Origin of the sequence: Myxococcus qinghaiensis, assembly GCF_024198215.1 — a bacterium.
In the GTDB taxonomy this organism is placed as follows: Bacteria; Myxococcota; Myxococcia; order Myxococcales; family Myxococcaceae; genus Myxococcus; species Myxococcus qinghaiensis.
In genome coordinates this window covers 203,708-230,386 of sequence record NZ_JAKCFA010000019.1, presented here as the reverse complement: position 1 = coordinate 230,386, position 26,679 = coordinate 203,708, and the positions used below count along the sequence as shown (strand labels likewise).

General features: G+C 70.2%; 25 protein-coding genes. 14 read left to right on the top strand and 11 right to left on the bottom strand.

Translation table 11 applies throughout. The features are described from left to right. Window positions 1-2: 2 nt before the first annotated feature. Window positions 3-584: an RBBP9/YdeN family alpha/beta hydrolase gene (locus LZ199_RS31850; RefSeq protein WP_253997520.1), complete on the top strand. Its 582-nt coding sequence runs from the start codon at window positions 3-5 to the stop codon at window positions 582-584. A gap of 4 nt (window positions 585-588) precedes the next feature. Here the strand turns inward: LZ199_RS31850 and LZ199_RS31845 are convergent, their stop codons facing one another. Beyond that, complete coding sequence (locus tag LZ199_RS31845) at window positions 589-1,392, bottom strand: pseudouridine synthase (protein WP_253997519.1); 804 nt, start codon at window positions 1,390-1,392, stop codon at window positions 589-591. A gap of 150 nt (window positions 1,393-1,542) precedes the next feature. Here LZ199_RS31845 and LZ199_RS31840 point away from each other — a divergent pair, with 150 nt between their 5' ends. Continuing rightward, window positions 1,543-2,793 carry a threonine/serine exporter family protein gene (locus LZ199_RS31840; protein ID WP_253997518.1) on the top strand — a complete coding sequence of 417 codons (1,251 nt, stop codon included), beginning with the start codon at window positions 1,543-1,545 and terminating at the stop codon, window positions 2,791-2,793. A 3-nt stretch (window positions 2,794-2,796) separates the two neighbouring features. Here LZ199_RS31840 and LZ199_RS31835 read toward each other — a convergent pair whose 3' ends face one another. Then, window positions 2,797-3,213 carry a DoxX family protein gene (locus LZ199_RS31835; protein ID WP_253997517.1) on the bottom strand — a complete coding sequence of 139 codons (417 nt, stop codon included), beginning with the start codon at window positions 3,211-3,213 and terminating at the stop codon, window positions 2,797-2,799. A gap of 120 nt (window positions 3,214-3,333) precedes the next feature. Between LZ199_RS31835 and LZ199_RS31830 the strand changes: the two genes are divergently transcribed. Further along, window positions 3,334-4,482, top strand: coding sequence for an AI-2E family transporter (locus tag LZ199_RS31830; protein ID WP_253997516.1), 1,149 nt, complete (start codon window positions 3,334-3,336; stop codon window positions 4,480-4,482). 50 nt (window positions 4,483-4,532) lie between these two features. Here the strand turns inward: LZ199_RS31830 and LZ199_RS31825 are convergent, their stop codons facing one another. Together LZ199_RS31825 and LZ199_RS31820 are read right to left on the bottom strand one after the other, a co-directional pair. Next, window positions 4,533-6,191: a lamin tail domain-containing protein gene (locus LZ199_RS31825; protein ID WP_407667269.1), complete on the bottom strand. Its 1,659-nt coding sequence runs from the start codon at window positions 6,189-6,191 to the stop codon at window positions 4,533-4,535. A gap of 193 nt (window positions 6,192-6,384) precedes the next feature. After that, on the bottom strand, window positions 6,385-6,855 hold the full coding sequence (locus tag LZ199_RS31820) for a YqaA family protein (protein WP_253997515.1): 471 nt from the start codon (window positions 6,853-6,855) through the stop codon (window positions 6,385-6,387). 238 nt (window positions 6,856-7,093) lie between these two features. On the opposite strand from LZ199_RS31820, the gene LZ199_RS31815 reads away from it, so the two are divergent. Both LZ199_RS31815 and LZ199_RS31810 read left to right on the top strand, forming a co-directional pair. Then, window positions 7,094-8,245 (top strand): oxygen-binding di-iron domain-containing protein, encoded by a 1,152-nt coding sequence (locus LZ199_RS31815; RefSeq protein WP_253997514.1) that lies wholly within the window; start codon window positions 7,094-7,096, stop codon window positions 8,243-8,245. Between the two features lie 40 nt (window positions 8,246-8,285). Then, on the top strand, window positions 8,286-9,347 hold the full coding sequence (locus LZ199_RS31810; RefSeq protein ID WP_253997513.1) for a serine/threonine-protein kinase: 1,062 nt from the start codon (window positions 8,286-8,288) through the stop codon (window positions 9,345-9,347). Here the strand turns inward: LZ199_RS31810 and LZ199_RS31805 are convergent. The 3 genes from LZ199_RS31805 to LZ199_RS31795 form a co-directional block, all read right to left on the bottom strand. Then, window positions 9,331-10,005, bottom strand: coding sequence for a hypothetical protein (locus tag LZ199_RS31805; protein WP_253997512.1), 675 nt, complete (start codon window positions 10,003-10,005; stop codon window positions 9,331-9,333). The genes LZ199_RS31810 and LZ199_RS31805 overlap by 17 nt on opposite strands. Window position 10,006: 1 nt before the next feature. Next, entirely contained in the window at window positions 10,007-10,714 is a 708-nt protein-coding gene (locus tag LZ199_RS31800) for a DUF2339 domain-containing protein (protein ID WP_253997511.1), read from the bottom strand. 288 nt (window positions 10,715-11,002) lie between these two features. After that, window positions 11,003-12,367, bottom strand: coding sequence for an MFS transporter (locus LZ199_RS31795; RefSeq protein ID WP_323389998.1), 1,365 nt, complete (start codon window positions 12,365-12,367; stop codon window positions 11,003-11,005). 70 nt (window positions 12,368-12,437) lie between these two features. Between LZ199_RS31795 and LZ199_RS31790 the strand changes: the two genes are divergently transcribed. Genes LZ199_RS31790 through LZ199_RS31780 form a run of 3 tightly spaced genes read left to right on the top strand, consistent with a single transcriptional unit; the run spans window position 12,438 to window position 14,799 of the window. Beyond that, window positions 12,438-13,382, top strand: coding sequence for a LysR family transcriptional regulator (locus tag LZ199_RS31790; protein WP_253997510.1), 945 nt, complete (start codon window positions 12,438-12,440; stop codon window positions 13,380-13,382). A 52-nt stretch (window positions 13,383-13,434) separates the two neighbouring features. Then, window positions 13,435-14,223: an endonuclease/exonuclease/phosphatase family protein gene (locus tag LZ199_RS31785; RefSeq protein ID WP_253997509.1), complete on the top strand. Its 789-nt coding sequence runs from the start codon at window positions 13,435-13,437 to the stop codon at window positions 14,221-14,223. A gap of 30 nt (window positions 14,224-14,253) precedes the next feature. Beyond that, the gene (locus tag LZ199_RS31780) at window positions 14,254-14,799 is read left to right on the top strand and encodes a TfoX/Sxy family protein (protein WP_253997508.1); all 546 of its coding nucleotides are present in this window, start codon (window positions 14,254-14,256) and stop codon (window positions 14,797-14,799) included. Here LZ199_RS31780 and LZ199_RS31775 read toward each other — a convergent pair. Together LZ199_RS31775 and LZ199_RS31770 are read right to left on the bottom strand one after the other, a co-directional pair. Then, complete coding sequence (locus tag LZ199_RS31775; protein ID WP_253997507.1) at window positions 14,786-16,429, bottom strand: AMP-binding protein; 1,644 nt, start codon at window positions 16,427-16,429, stop codon at window positions 14,786-14,788. The two genes, LZ199_RS31780 and LZ199_RS31775, sit on opposite strands and share 14 nt — an antisense overlap. Continuing rightward, window positions 16,426-17,313, bottom strand: a complete 888-nt coding sequence (locus LZ199_RS31770) for an Fpg/Nei family DNA glycosylase (protein WP_253997506.1) — start codon at window positions 17,311-17,313, stop codon at window positions 16,426-16,428. The genes LZ199_RS31775 and LZ199_RS31770 overlap by 4 nt, the downstream gene beginning before the upstream one ends. Window positions 17,314-17,496: 183 nt before the next feature. Between LZ199_RS31770 and epsC the strand changes: the two genes are divergently transcribed. Beyond that, complete coding sequence (gene epsC, locus LZ199_RS31765) at window positions 17,497-18,342, top strand: serine O-acetyltransferase EpsC (RefSeq protein ID WP_253997505.1); 846 nt, start codon at window positions 17,497-17,499, stop codon at window positions 18,340-18,342. 46 nt (window positions 18,343-18,388) lie between these two features. Beyond that, window positions 18,389-19,312 (top strand): cysteine synthase A, encoded by a 924-nt coding sequence (gene cysK, locus LZ199_RS31760; protein ID WP_253997504.1) that lies wholly within the window; start codon window positions 18,389-18,391, stop codon window positions 19,310-19,312. A 6-nt stretch (window positions 19,313-19,318) separates the two neighbouring features. On the opposite strand, the gene LZ199_RS31755 is transcribed toward cysK, so the two are convergent. After that, on the bottom strand, window positions 19,319-20,455 hold the full coding sequence (locus LZ199_RS31755; RefSeq protein ID WP_253997503.1) for an aminotransferase class V-fold PLP-dependent enzyme: 1,137 nt from the start codon (window positions 20,453-20,455) through the stop codon (window positions 19,319-19,321). A 148-nt stretch (window positions 20,456-20,603) separates the two neighbouring features. Between LZ199_RS31755 and LZ199_RS31750 the strand changes: the two genes are divergently transcribed. From LZ199_RS31750 to LZ199_RS31735, 4 genes are all read left to right on the top strand, one after another. Then, window positions 20,604-22,202, top strand: a complete 1,599-nt coding sequence (locus tag LZ199_RS31750; protein ID WP_253997502.1) for a c-type cytochrome — start codon at window positions 20,604-20,606, stop codon at window positions 22,200-22,202. Window positions 22,203-22,546: 344 nt separating this feature from the next. Then, window positions 22,547-23,833, top strand: a complete 1,287-nt coding sequence (locus LZ199_RS31745; protein WP_253997501.1) for a LamB/YcsF family protein — start codon at window positions 22,547-22,549, stop codon at window positions 23,831-23,833. After that, window positions 23,830-24,711 carry a 5-oxoprolinase subunit C family protein gene (locus LZ199_RS31740; protein ID WP_253997500.1) on the top strand — a complete coding sequence of 294 codons (882 nt, stop codon included), beginning with the start codon at window positions 23,830-23,832 and terminating at the stop codon, window positions 24,709-24,711. The genes LZ199_RS31745 and LZ199_RS31740 overlap by 4 nt, the downstream gene beginning before the upstream one ends. 14 nt (window positions 24,712-24,725) lie before the next feature. Then, window positions 24,726-25,202, top strand: a complete 477-nt coding sequence (locus LZ199_RS31735; RefSeq protein WP_253997499.1) for a GNAT family N-acetyltransferase — start codon at window positions 24,726-24,728, stop codon at window positions 25,200-25,202. 3 nt (window positions 25,203-25,205) lie between these two features. Here the strand turns inward: LZ199_RS31735 and LZ199_RS31730 are convergent, their stop codons facing one another. Then, entirely contained in the window at window positions 25,206-26,435 is a 1,230-nt protein-coding gene (locus tag LZ199_RS31730; RefSeq protein ID WP_253997498.1) for a sensor histidine kinase, read from the bottom strand. Window positions 26,436-26,679: the final 244 nt, after the last annotated feature.

The window sequence follows — 26,679 nt, the reverse complement described above, 5'->3', positions numbered from 1 at the left end:
CCATGAGCCGCTCCCTCGTCATCGTGCACCGCTGGGCAGGACGTCCGGACACCGACTTCTATCCCTGGCTCGAGGAGCAGCTGCGCCAACCTCCGGCGCCCTTCGACTCCATCCGCACGCTGGACATGCCCGAGCCGGGGACACCCACCATCGAAGGCTGGGGCTCCGCGCTCACACAGGCCCTGGGGCCAGTGCCTCCGCCGTCCACGGTGTTCCTGGGCCACAGCGTGGGCTGTCAGACCATCCTCCGCTACCTCGCACAGATGCCCGAGGGCCACCGCGTGGAGGGCGCCGTGCTCGTCGCGGGCTGGTTCGAGGTGGACAAGACCTGGGGCTCGCTGCAGCCGTGGCTCGACACGCCCATCGACTTCGCGCGCGTCCGCGCCGCGCTGGGCCACTGCGTCGTGGTGCTCTCGGATGGAGACCCGTTCACCTCCGACTGGCGCCGCAATCGCCAGCTCTGGGAGGAGCGACTCGGCGCTGAAGTCATCGTCGTCCCGGGCGGACGGCACTTCAACAACCCGCGTGAGCCCGCCGTGCTGGAGGCGTTGCTGTCACGCTTCGGCACGCGCCCCACACCGTAGACAATCAGGGCTCCTCCGGACGAAAGCCCAGTCCCTTGGAGACCTCGTCGTCCCGCAGCGCGCGCCACGTGCCCTCGGCCACGTCCAGCACCACGGTGCCCACGGCCTCCCGGTGCAGCGTGAGCACCGGATGGCCCACGGCCGCCAGCATCCGCTTCACCTGGTGGTGCCGCCCTTCCGTCAGCGTCAGCTCCACCACGTCGGGCTCGCGCAGCCGAGCCTCCGCCGGCCGCGTGAGTCCATCCTCCAGCTCCACGCCCTCTCGCAGCCGCTGGAGCGCCGCGGGGCCCGGCCGCCCCGACACGCGCGCCACGTAGCGCTTGGGCAGATGCGTCTCCGGGGCCGTGCCGTGCCGCACGAAGCGCTCGTCGTTCGTGAAGAACAACAGCCCCGTGGTGTCACGGTCCAACCTCCCCACCGCGTACCACTCGAAGCCGAGCAGGGACTCGGGCAGCACCGCGCGCAAGCGCTCGAACACCGTGCCCACGCCCTCCGGGTCCGAGCCGTGCACCACCGGCCCCGCCGGCTTGTGGAACATCAACACCCGCGTCGACGCCGCGAGTGAGCACTCCCGCCCATCCACGCGCACCACCCCACCAGGACGCACCGGCGCGAAGGGCTCCAGCTCCACGCGTCCCTCCACCTCCACCCGCCCCGCGCGAATCGCCGCCTCCGCCTCCACCCGAGGCAGCACCCCGGCCCGCCCCAGGGCGCGCGCCAGCCAGTCCGAGCGTCCGTCCTCGGCGGCCTCCGCGTCCCTGCGCCGCGCCGCCTCCAGCCAGCGGGGCGTCTTGCTCTTTCGCGCCATCCTCTCGTCAGCTCCCTTCGTCACCCCGACATCCCATGTCCACCTTGGAGAACCAACGAGCACGTGTCTCCCGAGGGAGAAGCGGCGGACAGGCGGACGTCACGGCAGCGCCATTTGACTCCACCCGGGCGGCTCTGCCATTGCGCCGCCGTGGCCGTCCCTCCCGAAATCGCCGCTTCGCTCCAACACTTCCCGCCGCCCTCGGGGCCGTCCGTCGCCTTCACACTGCGACTGGCCGAAGCGCTGCACCGCTACGGCACCCCCGCGCACCGGCTGGAAGGGCTGATGCAACGCGTGTCGGAGCGCCTGGGCCTGGAGGGCCGCTTCTTCTCCACGCCGACGTCCCTCTTCGCGTCCTTCGGTCCGCCGGAAGCGCTGCGCACCAGCCTCATCCGCGTGGAGCCTGGCGACATGGACCTGGAGCGGCTCACGCTGCTGGATGTGCTCGCCGACGATGTCATCCAGGCGCGCCTCACGCCCGCCGAGGGCGCCCTGCGCGTGGAGGCCATCCTCGCGCGTCCACAGCGCTTCGGACCGGTGCTCCAGGTCCTCTGCTGGGCACTGGCCGGAGGAGCCGGCGCTCGGCTCTTCGGCGGAGGGCTGAAGGAGATGGCGGTGGCGACGGTGAGCAGCCTGCTCATCGGCCTGTTGAGCGTGGCGACGCAGCGACAGCCGTCCACCGCGCGCGTGCTGGAGCCGGTGGGCGCCGTGCTCTCCTCGGCGCTCGCCGTCCTGGCCGCGAGCTTCATCGGCCCCATGTCCGTCCAGGTCGCCACGCTGGCGGGGCTCATCGTCCTCCTGCCCGGCCTGACGCTGACGGTGGCCCTCAACGAGCTGGCCACGCGCCACCTCATCTCCGGCACCTCGCGGCTCACGGGCGCGGCGGTGGTGTTCCTCCAGCTCGGCTTCGGCGTCGCGCTGGGCAGCCGGCTGGCGGAGCTGTTGCCGCCGCCCGTCGCGCCGACCGTCGCCGCCGCGCTGCCCGCGTGGACGCAGGCGGCGGCCCTGGCCGTGGCGGGTGTGGCCATCGGCGTGCTGTTCCGCGCGCGCCCTCGCGACTGGGGCTGGATTGCCGCCGCGGGCACCTTCGCCTTCACCGGCGCTCGGCTGGGCTCGGAGCTGCTGGGGCCGCAGCTCGGCGCATTCGTCGGCGCGCTGCTCTTGGGCATCGGCGGCAACGCGCTGGCGCGGCTGCGCAACAAGCCCTCCGTCACCATCGTCGTGCCGGGGCTGATGCTGCTCGTGCCCGGCAGCGTGGGCTTCCGCAGCCTGTCCTCGCTGCTGGAGCGGGACGTGGTGGCGGGAGTCGACACGGCCTTCAACATGCTGATGGTCGCCGTGGCGCTGGTGGCGGGCCTCTTGTCCGCCAACGCGCTCGTCCCGCCACGCAAGGTGCTGTGAAGCTCAGCCCAGGCGCGTGAAGTAGATGGCAGCGAGCGACAGCAGGAAGTACGGCACCAGTCCGCCCGCGCCCGCGTAGTCCTTGGCCATGCGCTGACCGAAGAACAGCGACACCAGCGACACGGCCGATACGAGCGCGCCCCAGAAGGCCAGCGTCGCGCTGCCCGTGGCGATGAGCGCCACCAGCCCGGCGGCGCTGAGGGCGCCCGCGGTCAGCTCCATCAAGGTGATGACGCCGAGCATCAACGGAACGACACTCCGCAAGGGGCTCTTGGCGAAGTGGCCAGTGAGCCAGCCCAGGTTGCCCTTCCAGTCGATGACCTTGTCGAGCCCGGACTGGAGGAACAGGATGGCGAGGAAGGCGGAGCACAGCGCCTGAAGCAGCCACGCGGTGAACTGAGTCGATTCGAAAGCCGGCATGGCGCGGCACTCTAGCCGCCTGGGGCCCGGGCCCAAGTCTTCTCCCCTGGAGACCTGCCAGGCAGCCGTGGGGGTCGCTCCCCCCTTCCCTCCCACGGATTGAGCCCTAACTTCACGGGTATGGCATCCGAGCAGACCGCCCGGCGCGTCTTCACCGGCCTCATCCTGCTGTCCATCGTGCTCCTGGCGCTGGTCATCCAGCCCTTCGCCAAGGGCATCTTCCTGGCCGCGGTGCTGGCGGGGGCGTTCTACGGCGTGCACTCCCGGCTGACGCGCAAGCTGCGCGGGCGCAAGAACATCTCCGCTGGGCTCATCTGCACCATGGTCGTCCTCGCGTTGCTGCTCCCCCTGGGAGGGCTCACGGCCTTCGTGGTCGCCGAGGTGTCCTCCGGTGCGCAGTTCGTCACCAAGACGGTGCAACAGGAGGGCGTCGAAGGCCTGGTGCAGAAGCTGCCGGGGCCGGTGCGCAGGGGCGCGGAGAGCCTGATGGAGCGGCTGCCCATGGAGGAGGCGCACCTGGACGAGAGGCTCCAGGAGCAGGTGAGCAGCCAGGGCGGCACGGCGGCGCGCGCGGTGACGGGCGCGGTGGCGGCCACGGGCTCCATCGCCTTCCAGACGGTGATGATGCTCATCGCCCTGTTCTTCTTCCTCACGGACGGGCGGGAGCTGGTGCAGTGGATTGAGAGCGTGTCTCCGCTGCGGCGCGGCGAGACGCTGGAAATCATGCGCGAGTTCCGCAGCGTGTCCGGCGCGGTGCTGCTGTCGTCACTGGCTACCGCGGGCGTGCAGGCCTTCGCCGCGCTCATCGGCTTCCTGATTGTCCAGGTGCCCGCGCCGCTGTTCTTCGCGGGCGTCGCCTTCTTCATGGCGCTCATCCCCGCGGTGGGCGCCGCGATTGTGGTGCTGGCGGCCTCGGCGCTCATGTTCTTCAGCGGACACCCCTGGGCCGCGCTGTTCCTGGCCATCTGGGGCACGGTGGTGGTGGGGCTGGTGGACAACGTCGTCAAGCCGCTGCTCGCCAAGCGCGGCATGCACCAGCACGGCGCCATCGTCTTCTTCTCGCTGCTGGGCGGCCTGGCGGCGTTCGGCACGGTGGGCCTGCTGCTCGGCCCGCTCATCGTCGCCTTCTTCCTGGCCCTGGTCCGCATCCACGAGCGCGACTACGGCCGCAACCACCCCGGCCCCGGCAGCCCGAGCACGCCCGGCCCCCAGGATGGACGAGGCCCTCCCCAAGAGGCGCTCGCGTCCCAGGCCCACGACAGCCACTGACGACCGCCGCGCTCCCCGTCTGGAGCGAGGAGCGCGGTGCTACGCTTTCGTCAGAACGACGCGCCGCTCGCGCGCCGGCCCGGCGAGGCCGACAGGCTGGACAGGCTGGACAGGCTGGAGTGCAGCACGAAGGTAGCGCTCGAGCCGATATCCGGGCTGCGGTTCGCGGAGACCCCATCGGTGCCGGCCATGGCGGCCGACAGCGTCGCCGTGGACACCACCGTGCCCGACGCGTTCTTCACCGTCACGGTGTCACCGCTGTTCGACAGGCCCAGCGTGCCCGTGGACGCGGCCACCGCGCCCGGCGTGCCCGACGGGATTCCCGCCGCGCCACCGAACACCACCACCACGCCGCCCGCCGCCACCGAGGCGCCGCTGGGGAACGTGTGCCGCACGCTCGCGGCGTCGGACACCGTCCACCCCGCGATGCTCAGCGCCGCCGTGCCGGTGTTGACCAGCTCCACGAACTCGCCATTCACGTCCGAGCCGGCCTCGTTCACCATCACCTCGTTGATGATGAGGTTGCCCGTGCCGCCGCTGCCGCCCGTCGCAATCGAGAAAGTCGAGTTGCTGGTGTCGGTGATGCTGGAGTTGGACGTGTCCGTCACGCGCACCCGCGCGGTGGTGCTCGCGGTGGCCGGCAGCGTCCACGAAAGGCTCCCCGCCGAGGCGGACGTGCTCGACGACAGCGTCGTCCAGGTGCTGCCGTTCAGCGTGTACTCCACCCGCACGTTCGCCACGTTCGACGACGTCCACGTAATCGTCCGCGCGCTGCTCGTCGTCCAGCTCTCACCGCCGTTGGGCGACGTCACCGTCACGCTGGCCGACACCGAGTCGCTAGGGATGAGGAAGTCCTTGATGATGCCCATGTGCTGCATGCCGGAAGCGCCGCTGTCACCGGAGACCGCGGGGGACAAGTCGCCGATGGGCGAGTACACCCGCGTGTCCACGACGAGGCCGTTGGCGAACGAGCTGCCGCCGATGACCACCGACGTCTGGTACTGCCGCAAGTCACTGTCCACCAGCACGTGGTCATAGGGGCTGTTGCGGCCCGCGTTGGTGTTGGTGTTGCCGTTGCGGTCGGCGGGGTACGGGCTGGCGGTGGAGACCACCTGCGAGAAGGTGCTGAAGCACGCCTCGGAGCGACTGCTGGTGTTGAAGTCGCCGCCGATGACCAGGTAGTCCCCCGCGGGGATGTTGGCCTGGATGCGGCCGACCAGGCTGGACGCCTCCGAGTTGCGCGTGCTGGCGTTCGACGTCAGCAGGTGCACGCTCACCGCCCACAAGTCCTTGGGCCCCGGGATGTCGATGCGCGCCCAGGCGAAGTCGCGATTGGTGACCTGCGGGTCATCCCACTCGCCCGAGGCGATGATGGGGTAGCGGCTGATGATGCCGTTGGGAATCTGCGCGCCGGCCTCGCGGTAGTACGAGAAGCCCGAGCCGAACGCCGTGTTCACGAAGCTCCGGATGTCCGCGGCGGAGTCCGTCAGGTAGTTGAACTCCTGAATCATGATGATGTCCGCGTCCGTGCCCTGGAAGATGCGGATGCCGTGGCCCGGGTCATAGTCCTGTCCGTTGCCGCTGGAGAGGTTGGCCGCCATGACGCGCAGGCGCACGCTGGCCAGTGAGTCCTCGCGCTCGGTGAGCGGGGCCTGCTCGGAGACGGGCTCCTCGCCGCCGCAAGCGGCGAGTCCCATGAAGAGCGACATGAGCCAGAAGCGCCACGACGACAGCACACGCGTGGATACGGCGAGGTTGTTTCGCACGAGGTCCGGTCCTGCTCCCGGTAGAGGAGCTGTTGAGTAGTCGGGCAATCAGTGCCCAAGGCCACAGCCTCAACTTACCCGGATGTCGTGTTGGGACGGCGCGTGAAACACGATTGAAACATGACGTGCCATCGCCCTACAGGGATGCCGCGGTGGAGATGGCGACAAATGCGTAACGCAAGCCCTTGCCCAGGGTGACGAACACGATGAAGGGCAAGGGCTTCACGCCCACCACGCCACCGGCGATGACGAACGCGTCGCCGATGATGGGCAGCCACGACATCACCAGCGCGGGCGCGCCCCAGGTGCGCAGCCGCGCCTCCACCTTCTGCATGCGGGGCCCCTCCTTCTCTCGCCGCCGGGCGTACCAACGCCCCAGGGGCCCACCTCCGCCGCGCGCCACCCACAAGCCCAGCACGTAGAGCGACAGCGCGCCGAGCACGTTGCCCACCGTCGCCACGCCCATGGCCAGCATCGGTGGGGTGCCGCCATAGATGAGCGCGGCGAGCAGCGCCTCGGAGGGCACCGGCACCACGGAACCCGCCAGCATCGCGACGAGGAAGAGACCTGGGAGCCCCCAGGTGGTGAGCATGGCTGCGTCGGGCATGGTGGGGTGGGTGCGAGAGGCCCCAGCAGTGTGCCACGCGAGAGCAGTTGGCGAGGAGATTCCTCGAAACCGCCTGCTCCCACCCCGCGTGCGAGCGTGTGCACCGCACGAAATGCGTGGCCCTGCTCGCGGACGCAGGGCTTGCGCGCGTGACGAGAGGCTTCGAGACGGAGAGGGCGGCGGCGCACCGCTTGCTATGGGCGGAAACCATCACCTCCCCCCGAAGGAACTCCGCGTCATGAGCAGCAGCGACCTTCCCGCGCCGAGCCTGAGCAACGACCTCCGCATCGTCCCCGTGGAGATTGCTCCCGAGACGTTCTGGGTGGGCAAGCGCGAGCCCGGGAACATCTTCTACGCCAACCCCTACCTCCGGCGGTTCCGGGGCACGGACGCGAAGACGCAGCGGGCCGCGGAGTTCAACCTCCTCATCGACCCCGGCTCCAGCAGCGACTTCTCCACCATCCACACCAAGGTGACGTCGCTCATCGGCGGCATGGAGCGGCTGTCGGCCCTGTTCATCAACCACCAGGACCCGGACGTGGGCTCGTCGGCGAGCATCATCTCCGCGCGCTATGCGCCCCGGGCAGGCCTGCTCTGCTCGGAGGACACGTGGCGGCTCATCGTCCACCAGAACCTGCCGCGCAACCGCTTCATCCCCACGGAGAAGTTCGCGCAGGGCCTGAGCGTACCCACCGGACACAAGCTGTTGCCGGTGCCCTCGCCCTTCTGCCACTTCCGGGGCGCGGTGATGCTCTATGACCCGCAGACGCGCGTGCTCTTCACGGGTGACTTGTTCGGCGGCCTCACCGACGCCAACGCCAAGGGCCTGTGGGCGGATGAGTCCGACTGGGCGGGCATCCGCGCGTTCCATCAAATCTACATGCCGGTGAACGCCGCCCTGGCCCGCGTCGTCGCCACCATCCGCAAGCTCACGCCGGCGGTGGAGATCATCGCGCCGCAGCACGGCCGCGTCATCCGAGGCCCGCTGGTGCAGCAGTTCCTGGAGCGCATGGAGAAGCTCCAGGTGGGCCTGGACATCATGGACGAGGCGCAGGACCGCACCCACCTCCAGGCCTGGAACTCGGTGGTGGACCGCGTGCTGGCGCTGGCGCGGGGCTACCTGGGCGACTCGGTGGACGTGAAGCTCGGAGCCAGCGAGGACCTGGCGGACACGTCGACGTTCGAAGGGAGTCGACTGGTGGTGAACAGGCTGGGCAAGTGGACCGTGGAGCACGTGGTGGACGTGCTGTGCAAGGGCGAGCCGCCTGAAATCGCCGGGCCCATCATGGTGGAGGCCACCAGCGCCGCCGCCGAGTACAACCTGCCCACGCCGCACCTGGACATCGAGGGCGCGGGTGCGCCGTCGCACATCTCGCTGTTGGACCCTTGAGCGCAACGGCTCGGGGCCAATGGACACCGAGGGAGAAGCGGTGGGCTCGACGGAAGAAGACTCCGGAGGCGTGGTGTACCTCGGAGGGCTGTCGCTGGAACCGGCGGTGACGGGAGCGCGGACACCGCCTCCCGTGCCCGTGACGACGCCGCCTCCCGTGTCGTTGGCGGAGACGCTGCGCGCGGTGACGCCCGTGTCACCGCATGGGACGTTGCTGCAGGGCATTCCCACGCCCGCGCCCGTGCCGGCCGCGTTGGTGCGCGGACTGCTGCCGGGACAGCTCGTGGCCGAGCGCTACCGGGTGGAGCGCTGGCTCGGCGCGGGAGGCAGCTCCACGGTGTACGAGGCGGTGGACCTGCACCAGGGTCAGCGCGTGGCGCTCAAGGTGCTGGCGACACCGCATGCGGAGCCATCCACGGTGGCGCGCTTCCGTCAGGAGGTGGAGCACGCGCGGGCCCTGGAGCACGTGAACATCCTGCGCGTCTTCGACGTGGGCCTGGATGGAGACCGGCACTTCCTCACGGTGGAGCTGCTGGACGGCGTGGACCTGCGCCACCGGATGCTGGAGCGACGGCCCACGCTCGCGCAGACGCTGCGCTGGCTCACCCACGCGGCCGTCGCGCTGGAGCACGCCCATGGTCGGGGCGTGCTGCACCGGGACGTGAAGCCCGCCAACCTCTTCATCACCCGTGCGGGGGTGCTGAAGCTGATGGACTTCGGCCTCGCCAAGAGCGCCCACGTGGCGGGGACGACGACGCAGGGGACGGTGCTCGGCACGCCGGAGTACATGGCGCCCGAGCAGGTGATGGGCAGCCCTCCCTTGTCCCCCGCCACTGATTTGTACGCGCTGGGCGTGGTGGCCTACGAGCTGTGCACGGGACAGCTTCCCTTCCGACACACGGACCCGGTGCCGCTGATGTTCCTGCACGTGCAGCAGGCGCCGGTGCCGCCCACCACGCTGCGCCCGAGCCTGCCGGGGCCATATGAGCGCGTGGTGCTGAAGCTCCTGGAGAAGCGGCCCGAGGACCGGTACGCCAGCGCGGCCGAGCTGCGCTCCGCGCTGGCGAAGCTGTGGCCCTGGGCGCTCAAAGAATCGGCTTGAGCGCGGCGGTATTGAGTCGCAGTCCGAGCTGGGGCCAGCGGGACGTGCGTGGGGTGAGGTCCGGCTGCTGGCACAGCGTGAGGACGCGCCCGCCCCCCGGGTGGAAGAAGTAGAGCGAGCGCGCGACCTTGAACTCGCTGGGGAGCGCTGCGTCGCGCTCGGGCCAGACGCGGCGGGTCGCCCACCAGGACTCCACCACGGGCCGCTCGCGCAGGTGGTAGTGGACCTCCACCACCACGGAGCGCACCTCTTCCGAGCCCCACTCCAGCATGAGCTTCGCGCCTGGGATTCTCCGCTCATCGAGCAGGTGGAGGGGACGGGCCCCCGCGTAGGCGATGGCATCCACCTTGGCGCCTCGCAGGGACGAGAGGAAGTCGAGCTCCAGGCGCGTCGTCCCTGGTTGGACCTCGAAGCGGAAGGCCATGCGGCCCGTGCTCACGTGCTGACCACCGAAGTACGTGCCCACGTTGGCCTCGCGCACGAGGGCCGGCTCTCCCGTGCGGAACTGGTCCACGTCCGCTGGCGCGGCCAATTGGGGCCCGGCCTCGGGAAGCTCCACGCGCTTCCAGCCCGGCGTCGCATCCTCGTGAGCCCAGCAGGGCGCGGGTGTCGCCTGCGTCAGCCACAGCGCGCCCATCCAGGAGAGCAGGGGCCCCATGTCACGCGCTCCGGGCGTTGGCCGGAGTGGACCGCGCGGAGAGCCAGGCCGTGCCGAGCATCAGCACGCCCGCGGCGGCGAGCCCCGCCACGCGCAGGGTGCCATCGAGATTCGCGGTGTCGTAGAGGAGCGTCTTGCCCACGGAGATGGCGACGAAGCAGAAGCCCGCGTCGCGGATGACGGGGATGCTCCGCTTGCGGCCCAGGAACACCATCACCACGCCGATGACGAGCCAGCCCAGCGTGAGCACCAGCCGACGCGCGATGTGGTCCTCCGCGACGCCCAGGGTGAGGAAGTGGAAGTAGAAGGCCCAGGTCGCGGCGATGGTGGCGGCGGTGAAACCAAACCAGACGAGCACATCGCGGACGCGCTCCAGCGTCGTGTCACTGTTCCGCTGCGTGCGCGGCAGCATGACGACGGAGGTGATGAGCGTCAGCGCGAGCCCCACGAGGAGCAGCGGCTGCTTGGTCGCCGCGTACCACAGACCGCCCGTCACGGAGGTGGCGAGTACTGCGATGGGGAAGACCAGCAGTCCTCCGCGAGGAACCGACAGGAAGGCCAGGGCCAGCGTCACGCAGGCCGCGACGATGAGGAGCGCCTCCGCGGGCACGTGGAGGTCCCTCCAGAGGAACACCGCCGCCAGGGCAAGCAGCGCACCGCCCAGTCCACCCAGCACCTTCACGTCCCACTTCGCCATCATCTCCGTCATCGCGAGTCCTCCAACGCCAACCCACGGCGTGCATGGAGGTTCCGACTGCATCCGTCCTGCCAAGCGCTGACGCACGTCGTCACGCGCGTTTACGCGACATGGCGAAGTCATGGTGTGCAGCGCACGGCACACCCTGGGGACGACGCTGCACACGACACTGGATAGAGCCCTTCGCGGGCTGGCGAAGTGTTGTGTCACGTGGCGTGCGGGAGTTCAGGCCTCGCTGGTCAGGTTGCCGGGCGCGGCCAGCATCAACGTCACAATGCCCGCCAGCATGTCCGAGACGATTCAGGGCTCGTTGGTCATCTTGCCCGGAGCGGCCACGGCCAGCATCAACGCCACCGTGCCCGCCAGCGCGCCAGCAATCGCGAACTGGAGCGCGAAGTGGCCTCGGGCGAGCGCCAGCGCGGCCACTGTCAGCGAGCCGCCCAGCAGTCGCGTCGCATAGAGGCTGCTCGTGACGATGCCCCGGTGGTGCCAGGGCGCGCGTGACTGCGGGCCGATGAGCGAAGTGCTCGCCGCCGGCCCCAACCCCATGCCCAGCACCGCGAGCGAGACGAGCGCCGCGGGCGTTCCCCAGTCATACGCCGCGGTGAGCGCCAGCAACCCGGCCCCCGTCGCCGCCACCGCGAAGCCCACGCCCGCGCTCAGCCGCATTCCTCCGCGCACCAGCAGCTTCACGCCGAACGTCGAGCCCACCGACCACCCCAGCAACATCGGCAGCAGCGTCAGGCCCGCGACGATGGGCGTCTGTCCACCCTGCTCCGTCATCCACAGCGGCACCCACGCCGCCATGCTGTACAGCAGCGCGCCACCCGCGATGCCACCCGCCACACCACTGAGCACGGTGCGGTCCTTCAACAGCTCCATCGGCAACAAGGGCGCCTCGGACCCGCGCTGCTGGTACACCAGCCCCGCGCCCACCACCACCGCGCCCAACAGGCACAGCCAGCGCAGCTCCGCGTGGCCCGGCTCCAGCGAGAACAACAGCAACGCCGCCGACGAACCCGCGAGCACCGGGCCCCAGCGGTCCAGCTTCACGTCCGTGCGACGCGGCGGGTCCCGATAGGAGAGGTACAGCAACAGCGCGGCGAACAGGCCCACGGGCACGTTGACCAGGAACACCCACCGCCACGAGGCGTGCATCACCAACCAACCGCCAATGAGCGGCCCCACCGCGTTGCCCGCGCCCCAAGCTCCGGTGAAGAGCCCCTGGACGGCCGCGCGCTCGCGTAACGTATAGAGGTCCGCGCTGATGGTGAGCGTGGTGGGTTGGAGCGCGCCCGCCCCCAGGCCCTGCAACACGCGGAAGGCAATGAGCCCCTCCACCGAGTGGGCGAGCCCGCACAGCGCGGAGCCGACGAGGAACAACCCCATGCCGGCGAAGAAGACCGGCTTGCGGCCCAGCCTGTCCGCCAGCTTGCCGGAGATGAGCACGCCCACGGTGGAGGCGAAGAGGAACGCGGAGAAGACCCACGAGTAGAGGTGCTGTCCGCCCAGCTCGCGGGTGATGGTGGGCATGGCGCTGGTGACCACCGTGCCCTCGAAGGCACTGACCACCAGGGCCAGCAGCACCGCGCCAGTGGCCATCCGCCGCGCCGCACCCGGCCGGGCGGAAGACACCGGCTCCACCGTCAAGCCGCTTCCATCCATTGCACACGTGTAACCGGGGGCTCCCCATGCGGAAATCGCAACTTCCGCATAGACTTCATGCGGATTCCGCATGACCCACGAACAACTCCAAGCCTTCCTCCGAGTGGCCCAGGAGGGCCGGCTCTCCCAAGCGGCCCGACGCCTGGGCCTGTCCCAGTCCGGCCTGTCCCGGCAGCTCCAGTCGCTGGAGGCGGAGCTGGGCACTCGCCTGCTCGTCCGCACGCCCGGGGGCGCGGTGCTGACGGATGCGGGGGAGCGATTCCTGCCCCACGCCCGGCGCGCGCTGGACGCCCTGGCGGCGGGCACCTCCGAGTTGGAGCGGCTGTCGGGCACACCTCGCGGTCCGGTGTCGCTAGGCACGCTGCACACGGTGGGGGCGTACCTGTTGCCGGACATCATCCCCGCATTCGCTCGGAAGTATCCGGAGGTGCGGCCCCGGCTCAGCGAGGACATGGCGGCGACGCTGGAGGAAGGCGTGGCCCGAGGGGCGCTGGACCTGGCCATCCTGTCCCTGCCCGTGCGGCGCGCGGACCTGGTGGCGCAGAAGCTGTGGGAGGAGGTGCTGATGCTCGCGGTGCCGCGTGGGCATCGGCTCACGAAGAGCAGTCGACCGGTGTCGCTCGGGGACGTGGTGGAGGAGACGTGGGTGGTCATCCCCAGCATGAGCGGCACGCGCGCGCTGGAGGCGGAGTGCGAGGCTCGCGGCGTGACACCCAGGGTCGCGATGGAGACAGACAACGCGGAGGCGATGCGGCGCATGGTGGAGCGCGGGCTGGGCATCGCGCTGGTGCCGGAGCTGATGGCTCGGGACCATGCCTCGCGTGGGTTCGACGTGGTGCCGCTGGTGAAGAGTGGCCTGAAGCGACAGGTCGCGCTGGTGCACCGGGGCGAGGGCTATCTCACGTCCGCGGCGCGCGAGCTGAAGACCTTCATCGTGGAGAGCGTGCGCGCGATGCCGGAGCCCTGGGGGGCGGGCAAGCGCGGAGGGGCCCCCTCGGTACAACGGGTGCGGTAGCCTGTCGTGGATGGGGCCGATGTCTGGAGCCCCCGGGCGAGAGGGAGGCCGCATGTCGCTGAAGGTGATGACGTTCAACGTATTGCAGGGAGGCGAAGAGCGATTCGACGACATCGTCACGTTCCTCGCTCGGGCCTCGCCGGATGTGCTGGTGCTCCAGGAGTGCCTGGGCTGGGACGACGGCGGGCGACTGCGCCGGGTGGCGGAGGCGCTGGACGTGCCGCAGGACGACGCGCACCTGGTGCTGGGCCAGTCCCGCTCGCGCGCCAGCGGGCGTTGCTACCACGTCGCGGTGGTGAGCCGCCCTCCCCTGCGCTCGCTGCGCATCCACAATGACCGGCACTTCCTGGGCCACTGCATCGTCGAGTGCGAGCTGGAGGCGAGCGGACCGGTGACGCTGTTCGGCACGCACTTCGACGCGCACCACGAGAAGCTCCGGTACGTGGAGGCGCGCTACCTGCGCTCGCTCATCGACCCGGCGAAGTTCCGTGAGGGGCAATATCTGTTGGCCGGGGACCTCAACTCGCTGTCGCGCAGGGACCCGTACCCGGTGGACCTGGAGGACAGGCTGCGGCGGGCGGGGACGGACAAGTACGGACATCCGCCGCGCTTCGACGTCATCGACGATGTGGAGGACTTCGGCTGGGTGGACACGCTGCCGACGCGGGCCGCATCCACACGGTGGGTGACGGCGCGGCGCAACCGGGGTGGCGTCACCATCGACTACCGCACGGACTATGTCTTCGCGTCGCCGCGCATGGTGGAGCGGTTGGTGTCGGCGGAGGTCATCGACGTGGGGGACACGTCGGACCACAACCCGCTGGTGGCCACGTTCCGCTAAGAAGCAGCACGGTGACGAAGGAGGAGCACGGTGGCTCGGACGGACAGCTTCGTGGAGTACACGCTGGAGTTGCTGGAGAAGCTCGGGCCGGTACAGGCGCGGCGGATGTTCGGAGGGTGGGGCCTGTACTTCGGAGGGCGCATGTTCGGCCTCGTCGGCGATGGCCAGCTCTACTTGAAGACGGACGACGTCACCCGACCGGACTTCCAGGCCGCGGGGTGCCGCCCCTTCATCTATGAGGGCGGAGGCCGACGCATCGAGATGAGCTACTGGACGGCGCCCGCCGACGCGAACGATGACGCCTATGAGTTGCTGCCCTGGGCACGCCGCGCCGTCGACGCGGCGGCGAGGGCCGCGCTGAAGAAGGCGCCGAAGAAGAAGCCCGCCGAGAAGAAGGCCCCACTCCCGGCGGCGAGCAAGGCCCCGGCGAAAGCAAAGCCGAAGGCCACCGCGAAGAAGGCCCCGGCAAGGAAAGCGAAGCCGAAGGCCCTCGCGAAGAAGTCGGCGGCGCCCCGGAAGCAGCCCGTCGCCAGGAAAAAAGCCGCGCGCAAGAGTCCCCGCGTCACGCGGTCTTGATGGACGAGGCCGCCTCCAGGCCCAGCTCCGCCACGGAGACCTCGCGCATCCGGAACTTCTGCACCTTGCCCGTCACCGTCATCGGGAACGCGTCCACCAGCTTCCAGTGGCGCGGCACCTTGAACGACGCGATGCGGCCCGTGCAGTGCTTCGTCAGCTCCTCGGGCGTGAGCGTCACGCCCGGCTTCGGCTTCACCCAGGCCATCACCTCCTCGCCGTACTTCACGCTCGGCACGCCGATGACCTGCGCTTCACTCACGCCCGGGTGCGTGTGCAGGAACTCCTCCACCTCGCGCGGGGAGATGTTCTCCCCTCCCCGGATGATGAGGTCCTTGATGCGGCCGACAATCCGCACATAGCCCTCCGCGTCCATCGTCGCCAGGTCGCCGGTGTGCATCCACCCCGCCGCGTCCACCGCCTTCGCCGTGGCCTCCTCGTTCGCCCAGTACCCCAGCATGACGCTGTACCCGCGCGTGCACAGCTCCCCCGCCGCCCCACGAGGCACCACCGCTCCCGTCTCCGCGTTGATGACCTTCACCTCCAGGTGCGGATGCACGCGCCCCACCGTGGACACCCGCTTGTCGAACGGGTCATCCAGAGAGCTCTGCGTGGACACCGGCGACGTCTCCGTCATCCCGTAGCAGATGGTCACCTCGCGCATGTTCATCCGCGACTGCACCTGCTTCATCACCTCCACCGGACACGGCGAGCCCGCCATGACTCCCGTGCGCAGCATCGTCAGGTCGAACTCACCGAAGCGCGGGTGGTCCAGCTCCGCGATGAACATCGTGGGCACGCCATACAGCGACGTGCACTTCTCCGCCTGCACCGTCTGGAGCACCGCCAGCGGGTCGAACGCCTCACCCGGAATCACCATCGTGGCGCCATGTGACGTACAGGCCAGGTTCCCAATCACCATGCCGAAGCAGTGATAGAAGGGCACGGGGATGCACACCCTGTCCTGGGGGCCGTATTTCAGCGCCTCGCCGATGAAGTACCCGTTGTTCAGCACGTTGTGGTGCGACAGCGTGGCGCCCTTCGGAAAGCCTGTCGTCCCGGACGTATACTGGATGTTGATGGGGTCATCGAACTGGAGCGACGCCTCGCGGTCCTCCAGCGTGTGCTCGCTCACGTGCTTCGCGTTGGAGAGCAACAACCGCCAGTCGTCATCCAACACCAGCGCCACGCGAAGCTGGGGACAGCGCGGACGGACCTCCTCCAACATCGACCGGTAGTCCGTCTGTCGGAAGCCGCGCGACAGCAGCAGCACACTCGTCCCCGACTGGTTGAGCGAGTACTCCAGCTCCGCCGTGCGATAGGCCGGGTTGAGATTCACCAGGATGGCGCCGATGCGCGCCGTCGCATACTGCGTCACCACCCACTCGAAGCGATTGGGAGACCAGAGCCCCACGCGGTCCCCCTTCTCCACGCCCATGGCCAACAGGCCCTTCGCCACCTGCGTGGTGATGTCCCACAGCTCCCGGTATGTCGCCCTGTATCCCTGGGAGACGACGACGAGCGCCTCCCGGTCCCCATGGCGCTCCACTGTCCTTCGCAGGTTCTGCCCAATCGTCTCCCCCAGGAGCGGGGTGGCGCTGGTGCCATGGACATACGAGGGAGTCTGGCTCATTCGCCCATCGTCACGCCGCCAGCGGGGTCGAGCAAGCGCCCCTGCCGCTTCGCCGGCTTCTTCACGCGGCGCGGACGGAGCACCGCGTCCACCCCCTGACACCCCGCGCAGAAGAAGAGGCCTCGCGCCGCCAGCTCCTGGCGACGCACCTTCGCGCCACACCTCGGACACGGCAGCCCCGCCCTGCCATACACACAGAAGCGCTCCGCGCGCTTGCGCCCCGGCACCCCCTCCGGCACGGGCGGCGCGCCCGGCGTGACGATGTGCCCGTCCCGCGACGCATCCGCCAACAACCTCCGCAGCACCTCCCACAGCCGCGCGAAGCCTTCTTCATCCAACGCCCCCGCCGGCATCAACGGCGGCAACCGCGCCAGGAACAGCCCTTCCGCGCGGAGGATGTTGCCCACGCCGGACAGGCGCTCCTGGTCCAGCAGCGCCTGCGCCAGCGGCTGTCGTCCGCGACACAGCAACTCCCTCGCCCGCTCCACGGACGCATCCGGACGCAACGGGTCCTCTCCCAGCCTCTCGCGCAGCGTCGCCTCGTCCTCCGGCGTCAGCAGCTCGCAGGCCTGCGGCCCGGACAGGTGCAACGTCGCGTGAGGCGACGACAGCCGCAGCCGACACGCCTCGGATGGCACCGGCGCCCCGCTCCGGAAGTGGCGGATGTTCCCGAACAGCCCCAGGTGCACATGCCACCGCACGCCCCCCTCGAAGCCATAGAACAGGTGCTTGCCGTGGGCCTCCACGCGCTGGAGCACCCGGCCGCTCAGGGCCCGAGCCCCCTCCGTGAACCGGCCCTGGGGCGAGTCCGCCATGAAGCGCCGCCCCGCCAGCCAGCGGCCGTGGACCCGCGCCACCCGGTGGATGATGTTCCCTTCAGGCATCCCCCTGGGTAACGGGCGGGCACCCCGGGCGCCCACGGCCCCCTCCCCCCGGCCGGGCACCAGCCAGGGCAGCCCCCGGGCGCCCCGCGCTGTCCACTTGTCCCACACCGGCCTGAACTTCCGCGCCAAACGGGGATTCAAGTGGTGCGGCCCCACCACGCACCGCATTAAATGGAGGGGTTCATGGATGACTCCAACGCCAGGCTTGTCGCCGCGCTGCTGGAAGCCCGACAGCGCCACTGCTTCCCCCCGGACGTGCGGCGGGCGGCCCCCGAGTTCGTCGCACAGGTCCTCGGGCTGCTGTTCCCCCACTTCGCCGAGCGCCTGGAGTGTACCGCCGCCGCCGTCCGCCGGGACGTCACCACCGTGGAGGCCAGCCTCCACCGCCTGCGCGAGACGCTCGCCCCCCTCTACCCGGACATCAACCCGAGCATCCCCTCGCGCTTCATGGAGCGGCTGCCGGACCTGTACGACTGGCTCCGCCAGGACTCCCAGGCCATCTTCGACGCGGACCCCGCGGCGCGCTCGGTGGACGAGGTCATCCTCACGTACCCGGGCTTCCAGGCCATCGCCATCTTCCGCGTGGCCAATGCGCTGCACGGGCTCGGCTTCCCGCTGCTGCCGCGCCTACTCACCGAGCACGCCCACCAGCGCACCGGCGTGGACATCCACCCCGGCGCCACCATCGGCCGCCGCTTCGTCATCGACCACGGGACGGGCGTCGTCATCGGCGAGACGACCGTCATCGGCAACAACGTGACTGTCTACCAGGGCGTCACGCTGGGCGCCCTCATGGTGGAGAAGGCCCTGGCCGACAAGAAGCGCCACCCCACGATTGAGGACGACGTCGTGGTGTACGCCAACGCCACCATCCTCGGAGGGGAGACGGTGGTGGGACACGGCAGCATCATCGCCGGCAACGCGTGGCTCACGCAGAGCATCCCTCCGGGTTCGGTCGTCACCCGCCGCAGCGAGATTCGCCCCCGTGGGGCCGACGGCGTCATGGACGCCATCGAGTTCCACATCTGATGCGTTCCGCAGCACCCCACCCGCGCAGCCCCCGACGAGGCCCGACATGAAGGCGAACAACATCCTGGAGACCATCGGCAACACGCCGCACGTGCGTATCAACCGGCTGTTTCCGTCCCGTGTCACCGTCCACATGAAGCTGGAGCGCGCCAACCCGGGCGGCAGCATCAAGGACCGCATCGGCCTCGCCATGATTGAGGACGCGGAGAAGAAGGGCATCCTCAAGAAGAACAGCATCATCATCGAGCCCACCAGCGGCAACACCGGCATCGGCCTGGCCATGGTCGCCGCGGTGAAGGGCTACAAGCTGGTGCTCGTCATGCCGGAGTCGATGAGCATCGAGCGCCGTCGCCTCATGGCCGCCTATGGCGCCACGTTCGAACTGACTCCGCGCGCCCTGGGCATGAAGGGCGCCATCGCCCGCGCCAACGAGCTGGTCTCCCAGGTCCCCGACGCGTGGATGCCGCAGCAGTTCGAGAACGAGGCGAACATCGAGGTGCACAAGCGCACCACCGCGCAGGAAATCCTCAACGACTTCCCGGACGGGCTCGACTACCTGATTACGGGCGTGGGCACCGGCGGCCACATCACCGGCTGCGCCGAGGTGCTCAAGAAGCACTGGCCCAAGCTGAAGGTCTTCGCGGTGGAGCCCGTCAAGTCGCCCGTCATCAGCGGCGGTCAGCCCGGCCCCCACCCCATCCAGGGCATCGGCGCGGGCTTCATCCCGAAGAACCTGCACACGGACATCCTGGACGGCTCGGTGCAGGTGGCCGAGGAAGACGCCTTCGAGTTCACCCGCCGCTCCGCGCGGGAGGAGGGCATCTTCGTGGGCATCTCCTCCGGCGCCGCGCTGTCCGCGGTGAACCAGAAGCTGGGCGAGATGCCGGACAACAGCCGCGTGCTGTGCTTCTGCTACGACACCGGCGAGCGCTACCTGTCCATCGACACGCTCTTCCCCTCGCAGACCTGAGCCGCGTCAGCCGCCGTAGCCCCGGACCAACTCCACCAGCCGGTCCAGCTCCTCGGGCAGGTTGTAGAAGTGGGGCGACAAGCGGATGCGTCCCCGGCGCACCGAGTGGGCGACGTGGTGCTCGGACAGGTAGGCCCCGAGCGCCCGCGCCTGCGCCCCGGGCGGCAGGAACGTGAGGATTCCCGCGCGCTGCTCCGGCGCGGGCCCCACCTCGCAGCCCAGCGCGAGCAGCCCCTTCTCCACGTGCGCGAGCAGCTCGCGGATGCGCGCCTCGATGTTCTCCACGCCCACCTCCTGGAGCAGCTCCAGCGCGGCGCCCAGCGCATAGAGGCCCGGGTACGCGGCGCTGCCTTCCTCGAACTTGCTCGCGTCGGGGCGCAGCTCGAAGTGGGTGCGGTTGAAGTTCCAGGCGTCGGTGGTGCTGCGCCAGCCCACCAGCACGGGGCGCAGTCGCGGCAGCACCTCCTTGGCCACGTACAGCACGCCGATGCCGGAGATGCCGAGCATCCACTTGTGGCTGTCCGCGCTCAGGAAGTGGATGCGACACTTCTTCACGTCCACCGGGACACAGCCGACGCTCTGGATGCCGTCCACGCAGAAGAGGACACCCGCGCGCTCGCACACCGCGCCCACCGCCTCCAGGTCCGTGCGGTGGCCCGTGGCGAACTGCACGGAGGACACCGCCACCAGTCGCGTGCGCGGCGTGAGGGCCTGGGCCACCGCCTCCGGGGTGACGCCACCGGACGGCGCCTCGATTTCGCGCACCACCACGCCCCGGTCCTTGAGGTGCAGCCACGGGTAGACGTTGGAGGGGTACTCCAGCGACGTGGCCACGGCCACCTCGTCTCCCGGCTTCCAGTCCAGGCCCTCCGCCACCAGGCCCAGGCCGTGGCTGGTGTTGCGCACGAAGGCAATCTCCCCGGGCTCGGCGTGGAGGATGCGGGCCGCCAGCGCGCGGATGCGCTCGCAGTGGGCCTCCCAGCCGCGCTCATGACGGATGCCGTGGTAGACGAGGTCGTCCATCCACTCGCGCACGGCCTCGGCGGCGCGCAGGCTGGTGGGCGCCACTCCGGCGTGGTTGAAGTAGAGCTGCTCCTGAAGCACGGGGAACAGGGCGCGGTAGGACTCGAGGGGACGCGTCATGCGGCCGAGTCTAGCCAGCCGTCTTCCCGGACGTCGGACGACCTGCCCGGCCTCGCGGGCTCGCGTTCACCCGCCATCAGGCTCCCCCTCCCAGGAGCGTGGGTGGATGAGATATGCATCGGGCCCCTGTCGGAAGTGAGGGCTGCGCATGCATCGCGAGGTCCGCGGTACCTTGAGGAGCACGTTGCTGCTGAGCCTCCTGTTGGCGGGCTGCGCCAGCACCGTCAAGGCGCCCTACCCGCCCATCCGCGCGGACACCTCGCCGGCGGCCCTGGCGCGCGGCGCGGCCATCTTCCATGCGAGCTGCGAGGCGTGCCACCGGGGCGGAGACACCGACACGGCCTCCGGCGCGCCGCTGCACGAGCTGCCGTCGTACATGGGGAGCTTCCACTCGTCGAACCTCACCTCCCACCCCACCGCGGGCATTGGCGCGGCGAAGGACGAGGAGCTGGCGCGCGCCATCCGTTACGCGGTGAGTCGCGACGGGCGGCTGATGGTGATGCCCAGCTACGGCATGGGGGACAAGGACCTCGCGGCGGTGCTGGGCTTCCTGCGCTCGGAGCATCCGCTCTTCAAGCCGGATCCGACTCCGGCGCCGCGCTCGGAGTTCAGCTTCATTGGAGGGCTGGGCTTCCGCGTCATCATGGGCAACGAACCGGTGCAGCGGCCTCCCCTCGGCATCCCCGTGCCGCCCAAGGCCCCCACGGTGGAGTACGGCCGCTACATGGCGCATGACGTCTACGATTGCGCCTCGTGTCATACGCCGGGCTTCAGTCCGAACAAGACCTCGGGCGACGACGTCTTCGAGGGAGGCATGGCCTTCAAGGACCCCGAGGGCCAGGAGGTGCACTCCAGCAACATCACCTTCCACGCCACGGGGCTCGCGTACTGGACGCAGGAGGACTTCACCCGCGCGGTGCGGGATGGGATTGCGCCGGATGGCTCCCCGATTCGCTCGCCCATGCCTCGCTTTCGCGGCATGGATGAGGAGGAGGCCAAGGCGCTGTATGACTTCCTGCGCTCGGTGCCGCCCCGGAAGAACAACGTGGAGGGCGCGCGTCCCCGGCTCACCGCCACGACGCCCCGCCCCGACTGGGTGGCCACCGAGACTCCGAGGGCCGACGACGAGGCCGCGACGGACGAGCCCGCGCCCACAACCGTGCAGGGCTCCAGCGTTGCGAGTCCCACCGAGCCCCCGTCATCGCCCACGAGCGTCGCGACCCCTGGCACCGGCACGACGCCGGAGGGACAGACGTCGAGCGTCGCCACGGTTGGCTCGGGAACGGCTTCCGGTGGAGTGAGCGCTGGAGACGGGACGCAGACGGGAGCCTCGACCAGCCCGTCGCGACCGAGCCCCCCCGCGCCCTCCTCGCATGCATCCACGGGAACCTCCGTGTCGCCCACTCCACGCGGCGGTGAGTCCACGTCGGTGGCAACGAGCGCCGCGACACCCAAGCCCCCACGCAAGCCCCGGCTCGTGGCTGCCCGCGTGGATGCCCCGAAGCTCTTCACGCAACTGGGTTGCGCGGGCTGCCATGCCCCGGGCGCGCGCTATCATGACCGGCTTGCTCGCGCGCCTGGCCGCTCCGAAGCGGAGCTGGTGCGCTGGGTGCGCAACCCGGAGAAGTTCCTTCCCGGCACGCCCATGCCCACCTATGCGGAGCTGCTCGACGAGCCCACCGCGCTGGCGCTGGTCCGCTGGGTGAAGGCTGGAGGCCCGGCCACCCTCACGCCCGTGTCTCACTGAATCGCCCATAACCCAGGGTCAGCTCCGTTCGTGTGAAGGCATGTCACGTCTGGCGCGAGCAGACACGCACGGGCAGCCCCGGCGCTCACGCGCTCAGCGCGCGTGCTCCAGCACACGGCGACTGAAATCCGGACGAAATGACCGGAGAAAGCGGCGCCCCCCGTATCTGGGTGGAGGTTCCTCGGGGTGTCATTCGACACGCCGGGGCGCGTGCCACCCCGGTGCCAACCGGCCCCTGCCCCGGGGTGGTGCGTGTCATCTCCCGAGCCTTTCGCCCCGTCGGCCGTCGCGGCCACGGTGGGGAGAAGGCTGCGTCCGGGACGCGGCTCGCATAGCGTGGACGCATGACGGAGTGCCTCCTCAACATCGACCTGGGTGAGCTGCCCGACGAGGATGCGCGGCTCTATGCGCTCGCCCAGGTGGCCAACATCGCCTGCGGCGCGCACGCCGGTGACGACGCCTCCATGCGCCGGGCGCTGGAGCTGTGCGCGCGCCATGGCACCCGCGTCGGCGCGCATCCGTCCTACGAGGACCGCGAGAACTTCGGACGGCGTGCGCTCGATGTGCCCCCTGAAGTCCTGCGCGGACAGGTGGCGGGCCAGTGCTCGCGACTGGCCAGGCTGGCCCAGGAGCAACGGATACCGGTCGTCTACGCCAAGCTCCACGGCGCGCTGTATCACGCGGCCAATGCGTCACCCGTGCTGGCGCGCGCGGTGGTGGAGGGAATCGTCGAGGCGCTGGGCTCGGACATCACGCTCATCGCCCCCGCCCAGGGCTGCCTGCACGACGCCGCGAGGAACGCCGGCCTGTCCCATGCGCGCGAGGGCTTCGCGGACCGGGGCACGCTGCCGGATGGCTCGCTGATTCCCCGAGGACAACCCGGCGCCGTGCTCACGGACGCCGCCCGGGTGCGTGAGAACACCGTGCGGCTGGCGACCCAGGGCACCGTCGATACAGTCTGTGTGCACGGCGACACGCCCGGCGCGGTGGAGCTGGCCCGCGAGGTGCGCTCCACGCTGGACGCGCTGTCGCTCCACGTCGAGCCGCTGGGAGACGGCGCGCTGCGACTGACGCTGCCCGACAGCCTGGAGCGAAGGGCCGCGCGCGAGGTGCTGCGCGCCCTGCCCCGCGTGGTGGACGCCGTCGTCACCGAGGAACACGCCTGCGTGTACTTCGACCCGGATGCGCCTCCCGACGAGCCGCGACTGGCGCTGGCGCGACTGCTGCGCGAGACGGTGGCCCCGCCGGAGCAGACCCTCATCACGTTGCGCATGCGCTACGACGGGCCGGATTTGGAGAAGGTCGCCGCGCGCGCGGGCCTGTCCGTGGACGAGGTGGCCCGCCTGCATGCGGCGCGCGAGTACACGGTGCGCTGCGTGGGCTTCCTGCCGGGCTTCGCGTACCTGGGTGAGCTGGACTCGCGCATCGTCGTCCCGCGACTTCCCACCCCGCGCATGCGCGTGCCAGCGCTCGCGGTGGGCATCGCTGGCGCGCGCACGGGGGTGTATCCCTTCGCGTCGCCCGGGGGCTGGAACCTGATTGGCACAGCGCTGGACTTCACGGCCTTCCACCCGGACCGGGGCGCGGTGTTGCAACTCGGTGACCGGGTGCGCTTCGAGCGGGTGGGATGATGGCGGGCTGGCTGGATATCGTGGGGATGGGAGGGCCCGCCACGGTGCAGGACGGCGGGCGGCCGGGGCAGATGCACCATGGCGTCCCTCCTGGCGGCGCGCTGGTGCCGGAGCTGCTCGCTCGCGCCAACCGCGCCGTGGGCAACCCGTGGGGCGCGGCGGCGCTGGAGTGCCTGGGTCCCCTGGAGCTGCGCGCGCGAGGCAGGGCCCTGCGCATCTCCGTGGATGGGCGTGACGCGCGAGCGCTGGCCGATGGAGAGAGCCTCCGGGTGCCCGCGCCCGAGCGCGCCAGCGTCTGCTACGTCGCGGTGGACGGTGGCCTGGACGTGCCGGAGGTGCTGGGTGGACGCGGCACGCTGCTGGTGGCGCGACTGGGCGGGCATGAGGGGCGCGTGCTGAAGCCTGGGGATTCACTTCCCTTGGGTGAGACTCGCGGCCCGCCGGAATCGGTGGACACGGACGCGGTCTGGGATGACGCGGCGCCCATCCGGCTGGTGCTCGGGCCCGACACGGAGAACTTCGACGCGCTGATGGCGGCCTCGCTGCTGGGCAGCACCTTCACCGTGTCGAGCGCGAGCGACCGCGTGGGGATGCGACTGCAAGGCCCCGCGCTGGCGCACGGCGACGAAGGCGCGAGCACCTCCCGTCCCATGGCTCGCGGCGCCATCCAGGTGACGCTGTCGGGTGAGCCCATCATCCTCGGGCCGGACCACCCCACCACCGGTGGATATCCGCTCATCGCCACCGTCATCCGCGCGGACTGGGGTCGGCTCGGCGCGCGGCGCCCCGGGGCCACCGTGGAGTTCCACGCCGTCAGCCAGGACGAGGCTCGCGACGCGTGGCGAGAACACCTGCGGCGCTTCCGTGGCGGAGCCTGAGCAGGAACAACCGCATGGAGCTTCGCACCCCACGGCTCGTCCTCCGGGACTTCCAGCGCGAGGACACCCCGAGCGTCTTCGCCTATCAGTCCAAGCCCGCGTACCTGAAGTACTACGGCCAGCCGCCACCGACGGAGGAGGACGTCATCGCCTTCGTCGCCCTGCTGTGCCGCTGGGCGGAAGAAGTCCCCCGCGCGAAGTACCAGCTCGCCATCACCGTGGAGGGCCGCGTCATCGGCACCTGCGGCGTGCGCAAGGCGGCACCCGACGACACCGTCGCCGAGTACGGCTGCGAGCTGGACCCGGCCTGCTGGGGCCACGGCTACGCGCGCGAGGCCTCACGCGCCCTGCTCGAATACGCCGTCCAGTCGCTCGGCGTCACCCGGCTGTTCGCGCTCACCCAGCCCGGCAACCTCGGGGCCATCCGGCTCGCGGAGTCACTCGGCTTCCTCCGCGTCGCCGACGGCCGCTACGAGCGCATCCACCCCTGACGCTCACCCTTCCATCGGGAGCGTGAAGGTGAACGTCGTCCCCAGCCCGACCTGGCTTTGCACGCGCACCGCGCCGCCGTGCGCCTCGACGATGCCCCGGGTGATGGAGAGCCCCAGCCCCACGCCGCTCCCCGGTATCTGCGTCGTCGGCCGCTGGACGCGGTCGAACAGGACGGGCAGGACTTCCGGCGCGATTCCCGCGCCCGTGTCCGCCACGCTCAGCTCGACACGGTCATCGTGGACCTCCGCCATGACGGTGATGAGTCCACCGGCGGGCGTGAAGCGGACGGCGTTGCCCACCAGGTTGGAGAAGACCTGGTGGATGCGGTCTGGATCACACGGCACGTCGACATCCCGCTCGGGCAGCCGCAGCTCCAGGCCAATGCCGCGCTCCTGCGCCAGCGGCCCCAGCTCCGACGCCTGCTCCATGAGCCGAGAGAGCGCCAGCGGCACGCGGCTCACCCGGAAGCCACCGGCCTCGATGGCCGCGAAGTCGAGCAGGTCATGGATGAGCCGCTCCATCCGCAGCGCCGAGCGATTGAGGGTGTCCAGGTGGTGCCGCGCGCGCCCGTTGAGCGGCGCCAGCAGGGGCGCCAGGAGCGACGACGTCATGGCGATGACGCCCAGCGGATTGCGCAAGTCGTGGGACACCATCGCCAGCAGCTCGCCGCGCAGGCGTGTCTCCGCCTCGGCGGCCCGCCGTGCCGAGCGCTCCGCCTCGTACAGCCGCCCGTTCTCCACCGCGACGGCCGCGGAGTCCGCGAGCGCCTGGAGCAGGGAGACCTCCCGTATCCCCGGCACCCGACGCTCCGCCCAGTACGCACCAATGGCGCCCACCGGGTCCGCGCGACGCACCGGCACCATGACCAGGCTCTTCACGAACGTGGTGCGGTAGACGTCATGCGGGATTCGCTCATCCGCGTAGATGTCCTCGATGACCGCGGGCTCCCGGTTCAAGATGGCCCACCCGGAGATGCACGAATGGATGGGAAACCGACACCCCTTCCACAGCGGGGCAATGGCCTCCTCATCCGCGTAGTGCACCATGTCGCCTTCGCGCAGCACGAACGTGACGCCATCCGCGCCACTGAGCTGGCGGGCGGCGCGGCGCACCACCGCCATCACGTCCTCCAGCGTCCGAAGGTGCGCCAGCTCCTGCACCACATCCAACAAGACCACGGTGTCGTCGAATGACAGCGCCTCAAGGGGAAGGTGCTCCTGAAACCTTCGCAAGGGACGACCTCCTTGGGAGAAGGACTCAGCCAACACACCTGGAAAGCAGGACGTTCATCCGCTCGTCGTGCCCGTCTGGAGAGCGTCCAGGCGGCCTGCCTCCTGTCGACTCACTCTAGATATAGGAACCCGAGCCACGGGTGGCCACGCCCCGACTCCCGCGACGGCCCGATGCGACGGCCTTTGCCCACGCCTCGACATCCGCCCACCACCCCCCGATTTCCACCTGAGTGGAAAACAGCAC